The following is a 17,320-nucleotide window of genomic DNA, read 5'->3' on the forward strand; positions in this document are numbered from 1 at the left end:
AGTTGAAGTAACATCATGACAATCGAATTAGAATGTAGAAGATATACAGAAATATTGAAGTTATGCAGACACGTATGCTTAGAACCTTCGCCAGGATTGCCCAAATCGGATCGTTCGCTCAGACCGCCGAACACCTGAACATGACGCTGTCCGCCGTTTCCATGCAAATGAAGACACTGGAAGAGGAGTTGGGTGTGAAGCTGTTTGATCGATCCTATCGACCGCCGCAACTCACACCCATCGGCCGCGCCGTGGCCGAGAACGCAATCAGTCTGCTATATGCTGAGGATACACTTGTCCGGCTTTGCTATCCCGATGACAAGTTGGCCGGGCATTTCAGGATTGGGCTTGTTACGACAGCAAGTGTGCGTTTGATACCCGGCTTCCTGAAAAATGCCGCCAAATTGGCACCGGATGCAACATTTTCTCTCGAAACCGGGCTTTCGGAGTTCCTTGAGAGAAAAGTGCTGTCAGGCCAACTCGACGCGGCAATCGTAACGGCATCGAGCAATACCGACGCGCAACTGCATTATGAGCTCCTGTATGACGAGCCGCTTGTTTTTGCAATACCGAGCGGTATCAAACATGTGCCCTTCGACACATTGATCGCCGACAGGACGTTCCTGCAATTCATGCCAAGCACTGGTATCGGCAAACTGATTTCCAACCAGATGTTCAAGCTGCGAAAGGGCAAACAAAGCTCTGCTGTGGTCCTGAACAATGTGGAGGCGATCGTGGAATGCGTGAAAGCTGGAGTGGGTTTTACATTGCTGCCCAAACCCGACATCTTACGGTATGCTGACGAAAGCGTGCACATCATGTGTCCTGAAGAGATCCAATTATCCCGCAAGCTGGTTCTGACAACAGTTCACGACAGCTTTACCCATCATTGGGTAAAAACGCTGAAAAACTTGCTCATATCTTAGCTCGCAGGATGCCTCATTCAAGAACGAGGCAAAGCAGCAAAATGAAGATGTCTCATCTTAATCCGCTGTTCCAATTCGTATTGGCCTTCGTCCGCGCACAATATAGATTTGCTCTCCTCCGCCGGTGGCATTCGGACCGAACACTCTGGTATTGGAAGCCTGAGAAGCAGCGCGCCCGACAATGATCACTGAACCAGCAGGAATGAGATATGCAGATCGGTTTGTTGCATCATTGCCTCTCGGCAATGCCAGGAATTTTTCTGCACCCTTGGTGCTCATATATATTTGTCGGCTGAACCATCGACTGGGATTTGAACCGCCGCCATCCCGATGGTGCCGATGAACAACAATCGGCTTGTTCAGCTTTATCAACATTGCTCCGGCGGCAAAAGCATTTCGGACTCGCCTCCTTTCCACTTTTGACCCAACAGACTGAAACGCCTTGGGACCTCTTGTAAGCACTTGATGTCCAACCAGACTTTGCGGTTTTATTGCCTTCGAAAAACTTTTTTGCATATTTAGCGCAGTGGACGGCTTGGGGCTTTTCCCTTGAGCTTTCGAAGGCTTTCTCGCCTTCGACCCGGGTTTCGATTTTGGACGCTTGGCTTTCACAAACTTGGGTGGCGCAGCAAATGCGCTGCCAACTTTTACCACATTCGGCAGACAAGTCGGCAGCGCAAGAATGCCAAGCGCAAACAAAAAGCTCATCAACGGTTTGGCGATTTCCATGAGATTAGAAATCCTCGCGAACAAACTTGATCAAACCACCATAGATAGCTCGAAATGCCTCAGCATCCTCATCGAATAACAGTGCCAGAGCCCGCCCGTCACGTGTTCCAAATTCTTTTGCCTCCTTGAGGCTCAAAGCTGGCTTACCCAATGCGCCATTCATGGCCTGAAGCTCTTGGGTGAGGGAACCGCCTTCACGTCTGGTTTGTCCCAACTTCAAAAAGAATTCTGCAATACTATTGGAACTCATTTTTGTGGTTTGAGAAACGGCACCACCATCAGTCAGAAGAAGCTTGCTGATTTTTGACCCGATCCCTGGATCCAATTCTCTCAGAAAGAGTCTTGGATTCTCCATCAGATAGAGAGCACTCTGGTCATTCAGAGATTCATGAATGCCCATCACATAAGCAAGGGGGATGATCGGTTTTTGCGTGAACCGGGATGCATCCTTCTTGATGAAGGCAGTAATGAGTTCGGGATAAGCAAAGTCATCAACCTTGATGCCCTCGACACTATTGTCGATGGACGCTGTTTCTATTGTCAAACCCTGTCCCGCCATATGACCAGCCAACCATGGCAGATATACCTCTTTTCGAATGCGCGCATATTCATTCCAGGATGTCGGAGAACCGCCCAAATTGCTGCTGATGACTGCGGGCAGAGGTACATTCTTTCGATAATCCTCTCTTGAGGAAACTGGTTTACCGGCTTTTTCCATATAGTCGAAAAAGCTGTCAGGCAGGCTTCCAAAACGTGAGATCCACCCCTGGCGAATCCGGCGGTTCTTCTCATCTTTGATAGCGAGATAGTCACTGACCTTCATGCCGAAAATTTTTGCAAGTTGCTTGATATTACCCTGATTGAACCATTCAACATTCGGCCTGATGGTCGCCCCCAGATCGCGCAAGGTCATTATGGCAAGTTCACCATAAACACGCTCGACATCTGCAGGAGCAGGCGAAAACCGGCCTTCCCAGATCGCTCGGGATATTTCGCGTTCGGAAACCCCGACAAAGCTTGCATATTCCACGAATTGATCAAACACCCCCTGGTTATTGACCACAAGAGTGTCGGAAAGCTGCCCTGCATCGAACTGGGGTGTGAAGCCGGCGTAACTGAAATTGGCATACCCAAACGTGGCAAGATAGACCAGCATTGAACATATTGCCGTTGTTCTCACGAGCTTTCTATTTGTTTTATTTGATATTTTCATCTCAAGACCCTTTCTCATTTGATCAGATTAATGCTTGATGTTTCGGAACGGGCACCTGACGTGAGGACGCACTTCTTCCTTTGCGAGAACCCTTGAGGGCATCACATGAATGACAGTATCCGTTCCGATTTTAGGGAATTATCTAGCCAGCAATTCGGTTGGCCATTTGATCGGCTTCGATGTCGTGCTTTGACACGTCACGAAAGCGATATGCCAAGTCGCTCAATATTGAACGGAGGCCGCGCATATATCCGAAATTATGAACCAGTGCGCCCTGCACGAAGTAATTGTGCTGTTTGAACGTGATCAGATTACAGACTGCTTCATAGTGATCAGATGGCGTTATGCTCTCAATCACATTGAGTTGGATATCACCATTCTCGGAATATTCGTGAAACTCGTCACCCAACCGCAAGGCGCAGGTCCATTTCCATCCCCTCGACGTCATGAAAGGGTGAGACCAGGTGGATTTGATCGGCTTGGCATGATTACGCGTTTGGAGCAACCAGAGCCTGCGCAATCCATAATGCCTTACCGCAGTTACCGGCCTTGAGATCACTCTCTCACTCCCCGGATCATATGATAAAATCTCATGATCCGGCTCTATCTTTCCAAGTGCTTGCCATCCGGTGGGTGTCAGAATTGGCGTATCCAATGTGAAGCAGCCTCCACCGCCTCCACCGGAATTACGCTGGCGATCACGCTCTATTTGCAAGTTTGTTTGGCCTGCATTAAACGCACCGCCGACATTTGGGTCTCGACCCAACCCACAAGACCCACAACCAGACACTCCGCCTCCAGGCGCACCACAATTTGGACATCCCATAGCACTTCTCCTTGTTTGAGGTTTCAATTATCGCGTACACAGCTCGATGCAGCGTCCACGATTGAGTTTGCAGGACTTCATGCAGTCATCCTGCTGTGATTTTTCGTAGCCTTCCGACAATCCCCAGGCCAGCAGAAGCGCCGCAATGCCTCCCAGCACAACGGCACCATTGTCGGGCTGCGATCTGGTCGTTTGGCTCTGCTTATTGCTTGAAGAATTAGGTTTGCTCTGATCTGCGAGTGCACTTGAACAAACCAGCGGCAGCGCGATCATCAAAGTCAGCATCAGTCTCATCTTCATAATCCTTTGCTTTGGAACGAATAGGATTTACTCTGTCCGGTACGAACAGGATCAGCTTGGCCAATTCATCCCGGCCTTGTAAAAGCAAAAGCACGGAATTTCATCAAATTCCAAATATTATTCAATTTTTACAGCAACTTAATGGCTTCGATGAAAATGATGAAATTGTTAAAAGAAGGAGAAATTGCATCAATTCTAAGATGTGATGACTTTGCTGACTTGCTCACACAACTCATGGAAATCGGAGAGTTCGAATATAACGGGGACGTGGCAGACGCCGCATACAAACAAGGGCTAATGAGTGCGGATAAGGTCGAGCCAGTCACCCGCAGTCTTCACAACTGGCGCAACAAACGAAAGTCTCCCCACCTGACACGATCAAAAGATCACCTGGCAGCCATCAAAATCATTCTTGTTCCAACTCAAATTCCAAAGATTGACGAGCACTGGGACAGATTATTGCTGGAAAAGCAGACAGGCTTGGGGGAGACATCGAAACATGAGGAAAAAGCAGACGCCGTTGACGAGATGATGGACGCGCGTATCAGCATGATGGAAACGGCTATCGCCTCAATGGAAGGGGTTACAAAAACCAACGAGCAGTTTACGACTTCGCTTGCGTCCGGATTAGCCAAAGCGAAATGGTACGTGATCGGTTTGTCTGTTGCTCTGCTGGTGCTGGTGATTGCAATTACTCTGGGCAGTGGAATACTTCCCCTCACTGACACCGAGAGAGCAGCTGCTGAACTTCAGAGACGCGGCATCACATTAACGCCGGATGCAATTGGAAACATGTTTGCCACAGGCGACATGGAACTGATAGACCTCGCAACAAAAGCGGGCATGACAGATACCCAAATAAAAGGTGCCTTGAAAACAACGGCATTCGATTTTTTTAAAGCCACCAAAGACAATCCGGACTTCAAATCATGGTTTGACAAAGCGCTCACCACCACAATTGATCCCCAGCAACGCGTGACCGCAAGAAACATCGAAATGGGGCTTCTCAACGCAAGTTTCGAGGGAGGAAATGCGACCGCAATGCTGTCCCTTATGGATGCTGGCGCAAGTCCTCACAGCTATCAGGACCTCTACAATACGAAAAAACGCGAACCATTTTTTCTTTTCCCAATACACAATATTGCTCGCTCAAAAGAGTTCACCACCGAAGAAAAAAAGACAATCATAGCCAGAATGCTGGAACACAATGTGTCCTTCATTCGGTCAACACCTTCGGTGCAGCTCTATAACGCGAAACCAAAAGCGCTGGAAGAGGAATGGCTCAAGCCCGTTTACGAAAAGCTGGATGCAAATTTGGATCGCTTCACGAATGCCAAGAGAAAACCTGCCCGTCTGGATGCCGCCTATGAACGAGACACAAGCAGATGCACGCCTGCAAGTGCTCAATCAGACATCGATTGGTGTGCTGTTGTCGACGATGTTCCAGCAGTCATCAACGCAACATTGGATTCCCACCACCTCTATTACTTCGGCGTCATGTTCATTCAGGATCTGATCAACATTTCGGAATCGTCAGCCTATTTCCAGTTCACCCATCTACTCGGCAAGGGCGCAAGATTTGGTATTCTTGAAGTTACCCGAGATTCCAACAAATACATAATTCGTTCATTCTTGCGTCATGCATCGCTATCCCTGCGTTCAAAATGCAGGACGGAAAAGTATAGCGGCTGTTTCGCAGAGCTTACGTTGGAAAGGAAAAGCCCGACCAAAATGATAGCCGCAGAGCATTATGAACTTGAAGTCTTTCCGACTGTCACAGCCGATCACGTGCATCCATTTGCGAACACGAAATTCGATTTTTACGTCCCTCCTCAAACCGGCAAGCCAGATTAGTCACCCAAATCTGAAGTTCGTCGCATTGAGCAGCGAGCACCGAACGAATTTGTAGATAAATAACACCTATTTCAATTCCACCACACTGGAGCACATCCCCGAAAAGCGCGTGCGGTTTTCGAACAAGAATATACTTGGAAACAATGGCTTAGGACTTCCAAATGATCGGATATTCATTAAAATACTCTAGGTTGAAGACTCATAAATCGGCAGAATATTGAAACCCATTTTGGATCATATTCCCCCGTCAACCCTTCGACCCAAACCACATGCGCCAGATCAGACCATCTTTCTTGATGAAGTGATGATATAGCGCAGCCCCTGCATGAGCGACAATCAGCAGGACCATCAATCTCGCCCCGATACCGTGTGGAGTGCGTGGCAAATAGTCATGGAAATTCGGCAAGGTACCATCACCACCGCCAAACAAAACCGCCCCTGCCCCGGAAAGAGCGATCAGACCAATACCACTCGCCGCCATTCCAAAGATCACGATATAGAAGATGACATGCACGGCTTTTGCACTGAAAGTCTGCCAAGCCGGATCACTGGATTGGCTGATGGGCTTTTTATCTGCCAAAACCCACCATGCTACCCGTAACACCGTCAGGAGTAGAATTGTAAGCCCCAACGGCACGTGAAGGCTCAGAATATCTGCCTTATCAGCTCCATTGGTTAGAGAGCCTGCACGAAATCCCGAAACGAGCAAAACAAAAATGACCAGCGCGCTGATCCAGTGAATGGTAACTGCGACAGTTCCATATTTTGTAGATGTGCTCTTCATCATCTGAATTCCTTTGAACCCATATCCACCTAGTCACCCGATTCCAAAGCTCGTCACATTTAGCGGCGAGCTCCGAACTCGCTTCAGATTCAAAAAGATGACTATCAAACATATGTTTCTATTGATGTTTCAGAAATTGAAATAGGCGACCAAACTTGCAAATAAATGAACCTATTTCAACTCCACCACACTAGAGACCTGCAATCGCAGCCCGATAGGCAACATTGACGATATATCCTTCAAGGAATTCATTACGGGAAAGGAAAGCATCATCATTCAGATCGGCACGGTTAAAATCCCAGTTCATGGATTTATGATATTCCTTGAGCTGCAATTTGCCGTCACCGTCACGATCCCAGAACGCAAAGATAATCTTTTGTGCCGCCTTATAGGCTTGCTCTTGTCCCTTTTCTTCGGCAATGAAATTGAAGCCAAAGTCCCATTCGGTAAATTCGGAAAAATCGACATGACCGCTTTCATCGGAATCCATTGAGTCGAAGATGCTTCGCCCAAAATTAATGAACTCACCCAAATCAACTCGGCCGTTCGGATTGTCCTCTATCGATCCATAGATATCTTTGGCCAAGCCACCTCCCGGGGTCGCCTCATCTGCTTGCGTTGGTACAGCAGCAATAGTCATAAACAAGATCAGTGCACGGGTTGTCAGGTATTTCATTCTGAATTTCCCCTTCGGGTTTTCAAATGACAGTCGATGTTGCGATGTCTCAAATTGTTTTTTGGGTTGATTGCCATATTATATATAGCAAGCTATATTATATGTATAGCCTGCAATGCAAAATAATACAAAGGCCGTTTGAACGGCCAGTGATCTGATCTCCGGGTCCGCAAAGCGATGACGATTTGGCCTTCCCGCCATACCGGCCCATCATACCGGTGGCTGTCATCACCGTGCGGCACTTAGCTTCTGTCTGTCAGAAGCTTCAATCCTGCAATGGAAAAGAACACACCCAAACCGGCTTGAATATATCGCCTTGCCCGGCTGTATGCCGCCACCATGAACGGTGTCGAAAAGGCCACGGCATACAGGCAATGAACAGCAACAGACAACAGGAAAATGCCAAGCACGATGGCGACGGCAACCCAAGGAGGCGAGCCTGGCTGAAGACCGAGAGAAATGGTGGCAACCCAGGCAAGAGCTGCCTTGGGATTGGTCATTTGAACTGCATATCCGCGCATGGCATAGCGAAGCGATGATTGCTGCTCCTGCCCGACATCCGGAGCTTCCAGATCATGTACGCATGCAGCTGATCGAAAGGATTTATAGGCCAGCCAGACAAGATAGAGGCCACCGACACATTTGATGATCATCAATGCAGATGCGTAGGTCGAAAGCATCGCAGCAAGCCCCAAAGCCGTGAGCGTACCCCATGTCAGAGAGCCGAATGCCACCCCGAGAGCAAGAGCCACCCCCGAGCGACGGCTGACACTCATGGATGTTCCGATGATGGCCAGAATGTTAGGTCCGGGGCTGGACACACCGACCAGAAAAACAGAATAAGCCAGCAGGATCCCGGGCAAATAGGCAAAAAACTGGTCCATACAGAAAGTCCCCTCTTATACATTTCTTGCCTTCATGGCATGTTTATTGGATCATAGTCAGGGACTTTTTCAATCCTTTCTTTCACCGAACTGTGCAGCGCATCATCCTCTCCGATGACCCTGGGCTCTCCCAAGGGAATGTAGAAGCCAAACAGGGATTTGCGGTGCGGCGACATTTTTGGGTGTACCCGCTTTGGAATAATCTCCAACGGAAAGAACCAGGCAGCCTTCATGGAATTATGAATTTTGGCAAGAATGCTCGGCTCAGGATAGGTATAACGGGTTGTTGCCGACCATTTTTTTTGACCGGTCACATAATCCGCCATTCTTTTCGAAATCTTCAGGCCGTGCTTTTGGGCTTCCCCGATCATCCAGATCAGGGAAAATTGCGATATACCGCTGCTCGTTCGCTCATTGCCGCCACCGACATCACTATGATATCCGCAAAACCACATTTCCAAAGCATCTTGCCGATCATCATTGGAAATGAAGGGTGCAGGCCTGAACTCCTGATCGGGTTCCCAACGATCCACCGCAAACATTCTTCTGCGCTCATCAATCGCCATGGCATGCCTGAAACATCGAACCGCCGGATTTCTATTGGTATGGGGAAGCTTCTCGAAAACCAGAGGTGGAAAATATCCGCGATAACGGGGGATCAGAACAGAACTGACGGTATCCCAGACACCCAAAAACGAGATCGACACGATTTTTGTGCCGGCAATCCGCCGAAAGTTTGCCGCAGCCCCCTCATCATTTATGTCGGCTGATTCCGCATCTGCATGGGATTGTTTATAGGCGGTCAGTGCGGCACCGGACAGGTGCTTTTGTGAGGGAGAAAGCAACCCCACTTCATACAGCAGGCCAGCCAGAACACGGGCAGTATAGGCACCGCGACTGAACCCGAAAATATAGATATTGTCCCGGATGACTTCTCTGGTTTTCGGATCTTTGAATTCAGCATAATTCTCTATGATGAATTCATATGCCTCCAATACATTCTTATCGAGCCCAAGCCCGAAAGCCAGACCCAGCAGATTTTTAAACTGCTGATATTTCTTCCCCCAGGTATAGACATGCCCCAATGTCCCAACACCCTGATCGTAGAAAACAAGTTGTTCCTCATCTTTATCAAGCGTTCGATACAATTTCAGAACATTGGAAAGATTCTTCTCAATCTGGTTTCCGGTTCCATCCAAACAAATAACAATATTCTTGCTTTTCTTTTTCATTTCACAACCCAACCATAAATCAAATAAATCACATGAATACTTTAGACAAAACGATCAAAATCTTAAAACACGCATCGAATGCTTGTTTTCAAATCAATACTATCACAATATCCGCATTGTGGACATGGCATCCAACTGGACAGAAAGGTCCCGCACTTCATCTCCTGCTCAAAGTCTTACATGCGTAAAGCCATGAGTTCGAAAGAATAACCACCCCGAAAACAAAAAACCGGGCCATCTCTGACCCGGTCTGATCTTTGCCATACAGGTTTGTCTATTTGATGGTCCTGTCAATGCAATATCGGTTGCCTTTCAACTCCCCACCATAGGTCCAGGCGCGTTCTGGCACTTCCACATTGGTGCAAAGCTGGAAGCGTTTCTGCGACAACCGCTCATAGGTCACAGACGAGGCATAGCCGGAAAGCCGGTGCGGGTTATGTGCACATGTCATCGGGTCCAGACTGTCAGGCACATCCTTGTCAGCACTGGCCAGACAGTCAGCAACATCCCTTGCCAAAGACCGGGTATCCGATATCCGCAATCTGTCATGATGTTCCATCCTCCCCTGCGCAGGGCCACCAATGGTCCAGAATGACAAGCCCAGAACCAGAAGGGCCAGGGATGGCGATAACCAGTTGGCAAGAAAGCGATCACCCCGGCTGGTCTGCGCAAGGTCTTTGCCCTCCAGACGATCCTGCCGGAAATATTGAATAACAACAAAGGCAACAAGGGCAACTGCGCCAGATTTACAAAGGAACCGGACTGTCAGATCACCATCCAGAAAACGATAGATGAGATAGATGCCATCACAGAGCAGAGCTATGGCTGCGGCAAAAATGGCAATAGCGGAAAGCCAGCGCCTTGGCGCGCCAAATTTGTTGGCCGAATTTGCAAGCGACGCACGCATGTCACGATGATGCAGCCACAGAAAAGCCGGCGTAAAGATGATCAGCGCCGCCATTGACCAGCGCAGGTTACGAAGACCATTGCTGGAATATGTATCACCAGCCTCCGGTAACCAAAGCGTGATCTGCCCGAATATCAGGGTCAATATATTGCCTATCACCATGCCAAAGGCAGAGAATAGCAGAGCATAGAAGAGCGCATCCCACGCCGCACTCGATCGCATCGGTTGTGGGATGGTTCCTATTTTCTCATCAACGGACCATGCACCAAGAGCCTGATCAATTTCCTGACTTGTCCAGTTTGAGCACGCCAGACTTGTGGCAATATCATCTTTGGAATGCCCATTGCTCAACGCATCACGGACAAAGTTGGAGAGGTCTGGGGGAAGCTGCATGACATTCTCATTCATTCACTGCGATAAACACTCCATTTCGACTGGCCGGGCTGCATATACGGGCCACGGAGCTATTCGCAGAGAACACAACCTCATAAATATGGTGCATTTATGAGCCCATGTTCTGAATTCCGGGTAAAACATCCAGCCACACGCATTCTGAGGAAAAGCTTCAAATATCTTCCTCGCATAATTCCCGATCAACTTGCATCAACTCGACAGGTGCACCATTGACCTCGATGAAGGCGACCACCAAGCCTTTGATGGGAGAATTTGGTTCGATAAGAATTGTTTGGCCCTGCAGGGAAGCGGCAAGGTCATCCACTTCAAAAGCAACATGTGCCACCTTCTTCACCATATCCGGATAAGGCGCATCATCATCATAGCGCTGCCACTGAATGCCAAATGGATTATTCTTATGATCGCTGACCGTCATCTTCAGCGCTTCGAGCCGTATCTCACCGGGAAATGCTTCCGTCGTGGGAATGCCGATATGGTTGAATTTCATTCTTTTTGAACTCTTCCGAAATAGATACCCACGGGTAAATCCGTGGTCTTATGGCTTGCGCCTGCGCTTCGCGCAATAATACCAGGCCTCATATAACAGGGCGATGTTCAGCTAACCCTTGTCATTTGAATCAATTATAGCTGGCGAGCAGTGTATCCAGGTTCTCCTGGATCTGGCCCTTCTGCACACTCAGCAGATTAATCTCTCTGTTATTGGCACGAATTTCGGCTTCCAGTTTGTAATAGTCCACGGATCCAGCCTCGACTTTACGCTGCTTGCGCTCCGCGCTGGAAATATCCCGCTGCAAGCTTTGAATGCGTGAATTCACGCTGTGATATTCCATGCCAGCGCTGTGACCGCGTCTGAATTCTGCATCCCGGTCACCCTCGCACACACCGGCATATTGACGCCCCGCCCGGCCCTCGCTCACACCACGAGGGAAGGTGCAATAGCTGAGCAATCCTTCAGCATGTCCACGTTGATATTGAATCTGGTCAACCGCTATACCATACTTGCTGCACGCCTCACCATGACTGGCCAGTCGGGAAAAGGAAGAATAACCGCTATATCCGTCAGACTTGCCAAGGGAATACCAATCCCCGACCTCACATTCGGACTTTGACAGACTGGCACAACCAGACAGCAAAACAGCCGAAAAAACAATTACAGAATACCGCCCAAACATCGACTATCGCCGCCTTTTCAATCCCGCAAAAAACTGTGTCCACCGTAAAAGAAGGCAAGATAAATTGTCAATAATGGGAGAGCCAGTTCCAACGCTGGCTCTTCCCTTCAGGAATTTCCAAAGATGCATCCCGCCAAGACGCCACCCCATTTGATCACGCTTATATTGCTGACCGGATTTTCTCCGCTGTCGCTCAATATGTTCATGCCGTCGCTGGCAAACATCGCCGATGATCTGGGAACCGACTATGCCACCATCACCTGGTCCATCTCGGGCTATCTGGCCATTACCGCGCTGATCCAGTTGCTCGCCGGTCCCTTGTCAGATCGCATTGGGCGACGCCCGGTACTGCTTGTCATTTTGTCCTGCTTCACCTGTGCTTCCATCGGTTGCGCCCTGGCCGAAGACACCGCCACCTTTCTGCTCTTTCGCATGTTTCAAGGCGGCATGACAGCAGGTTCCACACTGTCCATGGCCATTGTGCGCGATACCCGAACCGAGCGGCAAGCCGTCAGCCTGATCGGCTATATCGGCATGTCCATGGCGTTGGCTCCCATGCTTGGCCCCATGCTGGGTGGCGTGTTGGATACCGCCTTTGGCTGGCGGGCAATCTTCATCTTCTATTCCACCGCAGGCTTCCTGCTGGTTCTGTGGTGCTGGATCGATCTGGGAGAAACTGTCCGCAAGGATGCGGATACTTCTGCCGGTCTGCCCCGGTCCACCGATTTGCTGAAAGAGCCGCTCTTTTGGACTTTCTCCCTCTGCAGCACCTTTTCTGTCGGGGCCTTTTATATCTTTCTCACCGGAGCCCCGCTCGTTGCCCTGTCCGTCTTTGGTGTGAACACGGCCGAGCTTGGCCTTTATATCGGCTCCATAACGCTCGGCTTCATGTCTGGCGGCTTCATGTCTGGCCGGTTTGGAGCACGCATGCCAACCGTGACATTAATGATCATTGGCAGGATCGTGGCCTGTTCCGGACTGACGATTGGGCTGGTTCTCTTGGCCATCGGCATTTCATCCCCCATCACCTATTTTGGCAGCACCATTTTTGTCGGCATCGGCAACGGCCTGACCCTGCCCGGCAGCAATACCGGTGCCATGTCCGTCCGGCCAGAACTTGCTGGCAGTGCCGCCGGTTTGTTCGGGGCCATGGTGGTGGCCGGTGGCGCTCTCTTGACTGCGGTGACAGGATCCCTGATACCAAAGGAAAATGGCGCAGAATTTCTTATAAGCCTGATGCTGTTATCCTCAACCATGGGTCTGCTCTGTGCGCTCTGGGCCGCTCACCTTCAGAAAACAAAACTGGCACTACAATGACAAAAGCCCCCAAACTCGCCGCCTTGGCCGTTTTGATACACGAGGATCAAGTCCTGCTGGTCAAACGCAAGAACGAGCCCGATGCCGGGCTTTGGGGCTATCCGGGCGGGCATGTGGATCTGGGCGAAACAGCATTGGAGGCCGCAAGCCGTGAGTTGTTTGAGGAGACAAGCGTAATCGCCGAGCCGCTGGATTATCTGACCAATTTCGATGTGATCGAGAAAGATTCCGATGGCACGATCAAACATCATTTCCTTCTTGCGGCAGTCCTTTGCCAATATAAATCCGGCACGCCAATGGCGCAGGATGATGTCTCAGACGCCCAATGGATTGCTTTTGACGACGTGCTGACATCAAAGCTGGCCATGAGCAAGGATGTCGATACCTTGCTACGCATCGCGCTGGAAAAGACTTGAATGCCCGATTTAAAAGTCTCTAGTAGAGACATTTAAGAGCGAGTTCTTATCCGAAAAGTCTGCAACTTTTCGGGAACGCGCTGTAGGCCACATCACCAGTCCTCTCCCTCTGCCAACCGCCCCTGAAAGTACCGAGAGGGTACCATGACGGGTGGGATGCAGGGGGGAGAGGGCTCGGTTCAGGATTTCTAAATCAGGATAGAAACCAGCTCATGACATCAAAGCCCGGCATCACCATGATTTTCGACAGTGACTGCATCCTCTGCAGTCATTGGGTACGCCTGATCTTGAGTCATGAAACATCACCAACCATCCACTTTGCCTCATCGCGCAAGACGGTCGGTCAGCAATTGGCATCCAACTTCGGCTATGCGCCAGAGGATCTGGACCTCACCTATCTGGTCATTTGCAATGGTGAAGCTTTCGCCAAATCAGATGCCACCTTCGTGCTGCTTGGCGAGCTGAAAGCACCATGGTCCTGGCTGCGCATTCTGCGCATCATTCCGCGCCCTGTCCGCGATGCATTTTACGATCTGATCGCTAGAAACCGGCTGCAATGGTTTGGCCGCAAAACCGACTGCCTGATCCCGACACCAGAACAACGCACCCGCTTTCTGGATTAGACCATAGACTGAGAAATTAGCTATATCCCTCGGGTAGGTTCACGACAGCCAGATGATGAGCACTTTTCTATAGTGGAAAGCTGTCTGCTTTTAGACAGATCAATTATTGGCATACCATTTTGCAAGCTCTGGGAGGGCAACAAACGCCTTCAAATGTTGTGCAGCCTCTTTACTAAGCAACTTTAGTGGAGCTCGAACTGGACCACAATCGATGCCAATGGCCTGCATAGTCAACTTGACACCAGGAAGAACACCTGTCTCAAATAATAATTCGATATATCTCTGAGACAGGACCTGCAAGCGTCTGGCTTCAACGAGATCGCTGTTTCTGATCGCATCATCAATGGCCACATAAAGATTACCAAGCACATTATAAGTCGTACCAATGCCACCATCTGTTCCCATGATAGCCGCCGAGGCATAGATCTCGTCAAAGCCGAAATAGAAATGCTTGTCAGGATGCCGCCGCTTTAAAATGGAAAGCTTGAACAGATCGCTTGAGGTGAACTTGATGCCGGTAACATTGGGCAATTTCATGATCTCATCAAGCAGTTCCATGGGAAGATCGCGACCTGTACGAACGGGCACCTCATAGACGATCAACGGCAGATCAGTTTCCTTCGCAAGCGCTTGATAATAAGACAAAATTTCCTGATCGGAAAATCTGTAGGAATGCGGTGGCAACGCCGACAGGGCATCATATTCCAATCTTGCCGCCTGTCTGACCAGCTTGATGGAGTCCGCAAGATTGGGTTGTCCTACATGGGCGATCAGCTTGTCGGTTTTTCCCGAAGCCCTTTCCGATACCCAGGCTTGCTGAACCAGCAATTCATCGGTTGACATCAATCCGGACTCGGCACTGCTCCCCCCGACATACAAGCCCCTGACCCGCTGTCGAACCGCATAGTCGATGATGTTGTTCTGGCGCTCTGCATTCAATTCGCCGTGATCATCAAAACCGGACATCAAGGCTACATACATGCCGTTGAGTTCTTTTTTCACTGTTCGTCCTCGCGATTCTTCATGAAATGCCAACCCTTCGGGATATTGTTGATCGACACAAATAGACTAACCAAAAACTAAATTGGTAAGCTCAAAATCACATTAACATCATATTCTGGTTTGACAATACTAATTTTTGAGGTTACCAAATTAAATATCGATCAAATTTTGGTTTTCCCTTATCGGCAAGACTGCTAGACCGGACAGGTCACATCACGCACAAAAAAGGAGGTCAGTCAGAAATGGCCAAGGAAGATGAAAACATTCCTGATGCTCGCAGAATGGCCGATCAGATTGCCGAAACATTGATCGATCAAATCAAGCACGGAAAGATGGAAGTGGGTGCGCTTCTGCCAACCGAACGGGAATTATGCGAGACATTCGACGCATCCCGTCCGACCATACGAAGTGCGCTGAACCAGATGCGTCAGCTCGGATTTCTCAGTGCGGAATCCGGCAAGCGACCAAGGATCACCAAACCCTCACTCGAAGGAATTCTGCAGTCCACCGGAGATCACATCCGCGGTCTGTTGGGCGATGCGGAAACCGGTGCCCATCTGGAACAAATTCGTCAGTTTCTTGAAGCCGGTGCCGCGCGGGAGGCGGCCAAACGCGCATCCAACGTTCAGATTGCCAATCTGGCCAGGGAACTCCACGCTAATTTTGAAGCGATCGGAACATCAGATTTTCCGGCAACCGACATCGCTTTCCATCGATCACTTCTATCTGTGCTTGGCAACCCGATAGTTTTGCAGCTTCACGACATGTTCGTGAGCAGAATGGTCGCCGAGCGTCCGGGAGTAAAGGATCAGATAGCCCACGATCAGACCGGCTATCAGGAACATCGCGCCATCTATCAGGCCGTTCTGGAAGGGGACAGCGTCGCCGCTTCAGACATGATGGACCAGCATCTTATCCGCTCCTATCGCTCAAGACTGAAAAGTCCGGCCTCAATCGAGATCGGAGATCAAGAGATCGGGCAACTGGAGGATTGAACCGTTTGCCTGGTGTGACAACCTGAATGGAGGATATGAAGGTGCTAAAGAAACTTGTTATCGGAGCGATTGCCAGCTGTCTGCTCGCCACCGCTGCCCATGCTGAACGCGAACTGACTTTCGGTATGCAGGACAACGAAGCATCCAATGTTTATCAAGGTGCCATCGCTCTGCAAGAAAAGCTGAAAGAAGTTTCCGGCGGCAAGATGTCGGTCAAGCTCTTCCCTTCCGCACAGCTCGGTGATTTCAAGGCCATGGTGGCCCAGGTCCAGGCAGGTGAACTGGATATGGTGATGACCGGTTATCCGGACATGAGTTATATCATCCCGGAGCTGAAACTGATTGGCGCCCCTTACGTGGTGTCCGACTATGACCATTTGCTCAAGATCATCGATGGCCCCTTTGGTCAGAAAATGGCCGCAGCCTTCGAGAAGCAGAATGTGAAGGTTCTCGATGTCTGGTATTATGGCACCCGCCATACCACATCGAACCGGGCAATCAATTCCCTTGAAGATATGAAGGGCCTGCGCCTGCGCACTCCCAACGTGCCATTCCTGATCGCCTATGCAAAGAATACCGGAGCCTCCCCTGCCCCGGTCGCTTTCCAGGAAGTCTATCTCGCCCTACAGACCAATCAGGTTGATGCTGAAGAAAACCCGCTTCCAACCATTGAAGCCATGAAATTCTACGAAGTGCAGAGCCATATCGCACTCACCGGTCACTTTGTCGCCTCCAGCGCCATTCAGGTCTCGCTGGATACCTGGAACAGCCTGTCCGATGAGGAAAAAGGCTGGTTAAGCAAGGCCATCATGGCCGGACGCGAAAAGTCCAATGGCCTGACCTTCAAGGCGGAGGCAGAACTTCTCGATCAGTTCAAGAGCCGTGGCCTGACCATAACCAGCCCCGACACCGCGCCATTCCGCAAGGCCATGAAGCCTTATTATGATGAACTGGAAGCCGAGTTCGGCAAAGGCAGCATTGCCAACGTGATCGGCGAATAAGCGGGACATAGCTGTCCGGTATCACAGACATTCCCGTCAACGCCAATGG

18 protein-coding genes are annotated in these 17,320 nt (G+C 49.8%); 7 read left to right on the forward strand and 11 right to left on the reverse strand.

Going from position 1 to position 17,320, the window contains the following annotated elements; all coding sequences use genetic code 11:
• Nucleotides 1–74: 74 nt before the first annotated feature.
• On the forward strand, nucleotides 75–926 hold the full coding sequence (locus CRO57_RS12095; protein WP_170956067.1) for a LysR family transcriptional regulator: 852 nt from the start codon (nucleotides 75–77) through the stop codon (nucleotides 924–926).
• Nucleotides 927–1,659: 733 nt separating this feature from the next.
• Here CRO57_RS12095 and CRO57_RS12105 read toward each other — a convergent pair.
• From CRO57_RS12105 to CRO57_RS24775, 3 genes are all read right to left on the reverse strand, one after another.
• Nucleotides 1,660–2,811, reverse strand: a complete 1,152-nt coding sequence (locus CRO57_RS12105; RefSeq protein WP_097153703.1) for a hypothetical protein — start codon at nucleotides 2,809–2,811, stop codon at nucleotides 1,660–1,662.
• 199 nt (nucleotides 2,812–3,010) lie between these two features.
• Nucleotides 3,011–3,694, reverse strand: coding sequence for a polymorphic toxin-type HINT domain-containing protein (locus CRO57_RS12110; protein WP_097153704.1), 684 nt, complete (start codon nucleotides 3,692–3,694; stop codon nucleotides 3,011–3,013).
• Between the two features lie 217 nt (nucleotides 3,695–3,911).
• Complete coding sequence (locus CRO57_RS24775) at nucleotides 3,912–4,088, reverse strand: hypothetical protein (protein ID WP_170956068.1); 177 nt, start codon at nucleotides 4,086–4,088, stop codon at nucleotides 3,912–3,914.
• A 47-nt stretch (nucleotides 4,089–4,135) separates the two neighbouring features.
• Here CRO57_RS24775 and CRO57_RS12120 point away from each other — a divergent pair, with 47 nt between their 5' ends.
• Nucleotides 4,136–5,848 (forward strand): hypothetical protein, encoded by a 1,713-nt coding sequence (locus tag CRO57_RS12120; protein ID WP_097153706.1) that lies wholly within the window; start codon nucleotides 4,136–4,138, stop codon nucleotides 5,846–5,848.
• A 247-nt stretch (nucleotides 5,849–6,095) separates the two neighbouring features.
• Here CRO57_RS12120 and CRO57_RS12125 read toward each other — a convergent pair whose 3' ends face one another.
• The 7 genes from CRO57_RS12125 to CRO57_RS12155 all read right to left on the reverse strand — a co-directional run bounded on the left by CRO57_RS12125 (nucleotide 6,096) and on the right by CRO57_RS12155 (nucleotide 11,917).
• Nucleotides 6,096–6,635 (reverse strand): cytochrome b, encoded by a 540-nt coding sequence (locus CRO57_RS12125; RefSeq protein WP_210200852.1) that lies wholly within the window; start codon nucleotides 6,633–6,635, stop codon nucleotides 6,096–6,098.
• Nucleotides 6,636–6,822: 187 nt separating this feature from the next.
• A complete protein-coding gene (locus CRO57_RS12130) occupies nucleotides 6,823–7,308 on the reverse strand; it encodes an EF-hand domain-containing protein (protein WP_097153707.1) in 486 nt (161 codons plus the stop codon).
• A 242-nt stretch (nucleotides 7,309–7,550) separates the two neighbouring features.
• Nucleotides 7,551–8,192, reverse strand: coding sequence for a LysE family translocator (locus tag CRO57_RS12135; RefSeq protein ID WP_097153708.1), 642 nt, complete (start codon nucleotides 8,190–8,192; stop codon nucleotides 7,551–7,553).
• A 32-nt stretch (nucleotides 8,193–8,224) separates the two neighbouring features.
• A complete protein-coding gene (locus tag CRO57_RS12140) occupies nucleotides 8,225–9,424 on the reverse strand; it encodes a DUF2235 domain-containing protein (protein WP_097153709.1) in 1,200 nt (399 codons plus the stop codon).
• A 274-nt stretch (nucleotides 9,425–9,698) separates the two neighbouring features.
• Nucleotides 9,699–10,724, reverse strand: coding sequence for a DUF5671 domain-containing protein (locus CRO57_RS12145; protein ID WP_097153710.1), 1,026 nt, complete (start codon nucleotides 10,722–10,724; stop codon nucleotides 9,699–9,701).
• 172 nt (nucleotides 10,725–10,896) lie between these two features.
• Nucleotides 10,897–11,232, reverse strand: a complete 336-nt coding sequence (locus tag CRO57_RS12150; RefSeq protein WP_097153711.1) for a VOC family protein — start codon at nucleotides 11,230–11,232, stop codon at nucleotides 10,897–10,899.
• 130 nt (nucleotides 11,233–11,362) lie between these two features.
• Nucleotides 11,363–11,917 (reverse strand): DUF2799 domain-containing protein, encoded by a 555-nt coding sequence (locus CRO57_RS12155; protein ID WP_097153712.1) that lies wholly within the window; start codon nucleotides 11,915–11,917, stop codon nucleotides 11,363–11,365.
• A gap of 123 nt (nucleotides 11,918–12,040) precedes the next feature.
• On the opposite strand from CRO57_RS12155, the gene CRO57_RS12160 reads away from it, so the two are divergent.
• From CRO57_RS12160 to CRO57_RS12170, 3 genes are all read left to right on the forward strand, one after another.
• The gene (locus CRO57_RS12160; RefSeq protein WP_097153713.1) at nucleotides 12,041–13,234 is read left to right on the forward strand and encodes a multidrug effflux MFS transporter; all 1,194 of its coding nucleotides are present in this window, start codon (nucleotides 12,041–12,043) and stop codon (nucleotides 13,232–13,234) included.
• Complete coding sequence (locus CRO57_RS12165) at nucleotides 13,231–13,650, forward strand: NUDIX hydrolase (RefSeq protein ID WP_097153714.1); 420 nt, start codon at nucleotides 13,231–13,233, stop codon at nucleotides 13,648–13,650. The genes CRO57_RS12160 and CRO57_RS12165 overlap by 4 nt, the downstream gene beginning before the upstream one ends.
• A gap of 212 nt (nucleotides 13,651–13,862) precedes the next feature.
• Nucleotides 13,863–14,273 carry a thiol-disulfide oxidoreductase DCC family protein gene (locus CRO57_RS12170; RefSeq protein ID WP_097153715.1) on the forward strand — a complete coding sequence of 137 codons (411 nt, stop codon included), beginning with the start codon at nucleotides 13,863–13,865 and terminating at the stop codon, nucleotides 14,271–14,273.
• A 99-nt stretch (nucleotides 14,274–14,372) separates the two neighbouring features.
• Here CRO57_RS12170 and CRO57_RS12175 read toward each other — a convergent pair whose 3' ends face one another.
• Complete coding sequence (locus CRO57_RS12175; protein WP_244580088.1) at nucleotides 14,373–15,275, reverse strand: dihydrodipicolinate synthase family protein; 903 nt, start codon at nucleotides 15,273–15,275, stop codon at nucleotides 14,373–14,375.
• Between the two features lie 242 nt (nucleotides 15,276–15,517).
• On the opposite strand from CRO57_RS12175, the gene CRO57_RS12180 reads away from it, so the two are divergent.
• Both CRO57_RS12180 and CRO57_RS12185 read left to right on the forward strand, forming a co-directional pair.
• The gene (locus tag CRO57_RS12180) at nucleotides 15,518–16,270 is read left to right on the forward strand and encodes an FCD domain-containing protein (RefSeq protein WP_170956069.1); all 753 of its coding nucleotides are present in this window, start codon (nucleotides 15,518–15,520) and stop codon (nucleotides 16,268–16,270) included.
• A gap of 35 nt (nucleotides 16,271–16,305) precedes the next feature.
• Nucleotides 16,306–17,271, forward strand: a complete 966-nt coding sequence (locus tag CRO57_RS12185) for a sialic acid TRAP transporter substrate-binding protein SiaP (protein ID WP_097154058.1) — start codon at nucleotides 16,306–16,308, stop codon at nucleotides 17,269–17,271.
• The last annotated feature ends 49 nt before the right edge of the window (nucleotides 17,272–17,320 follow it).

This window comes from Cohaesibacter gelatinilyticus, from assembly GCF_900215605.1.
In the GTDB taxonomy this organism is placed as follows: Bacteria; Pseudomonadota; Alphaproteobacteria; order Rhizobiales; family Cohaesibacteraceae; genus Cohaesibacter; species Cohaesibacter gelatinilyticus.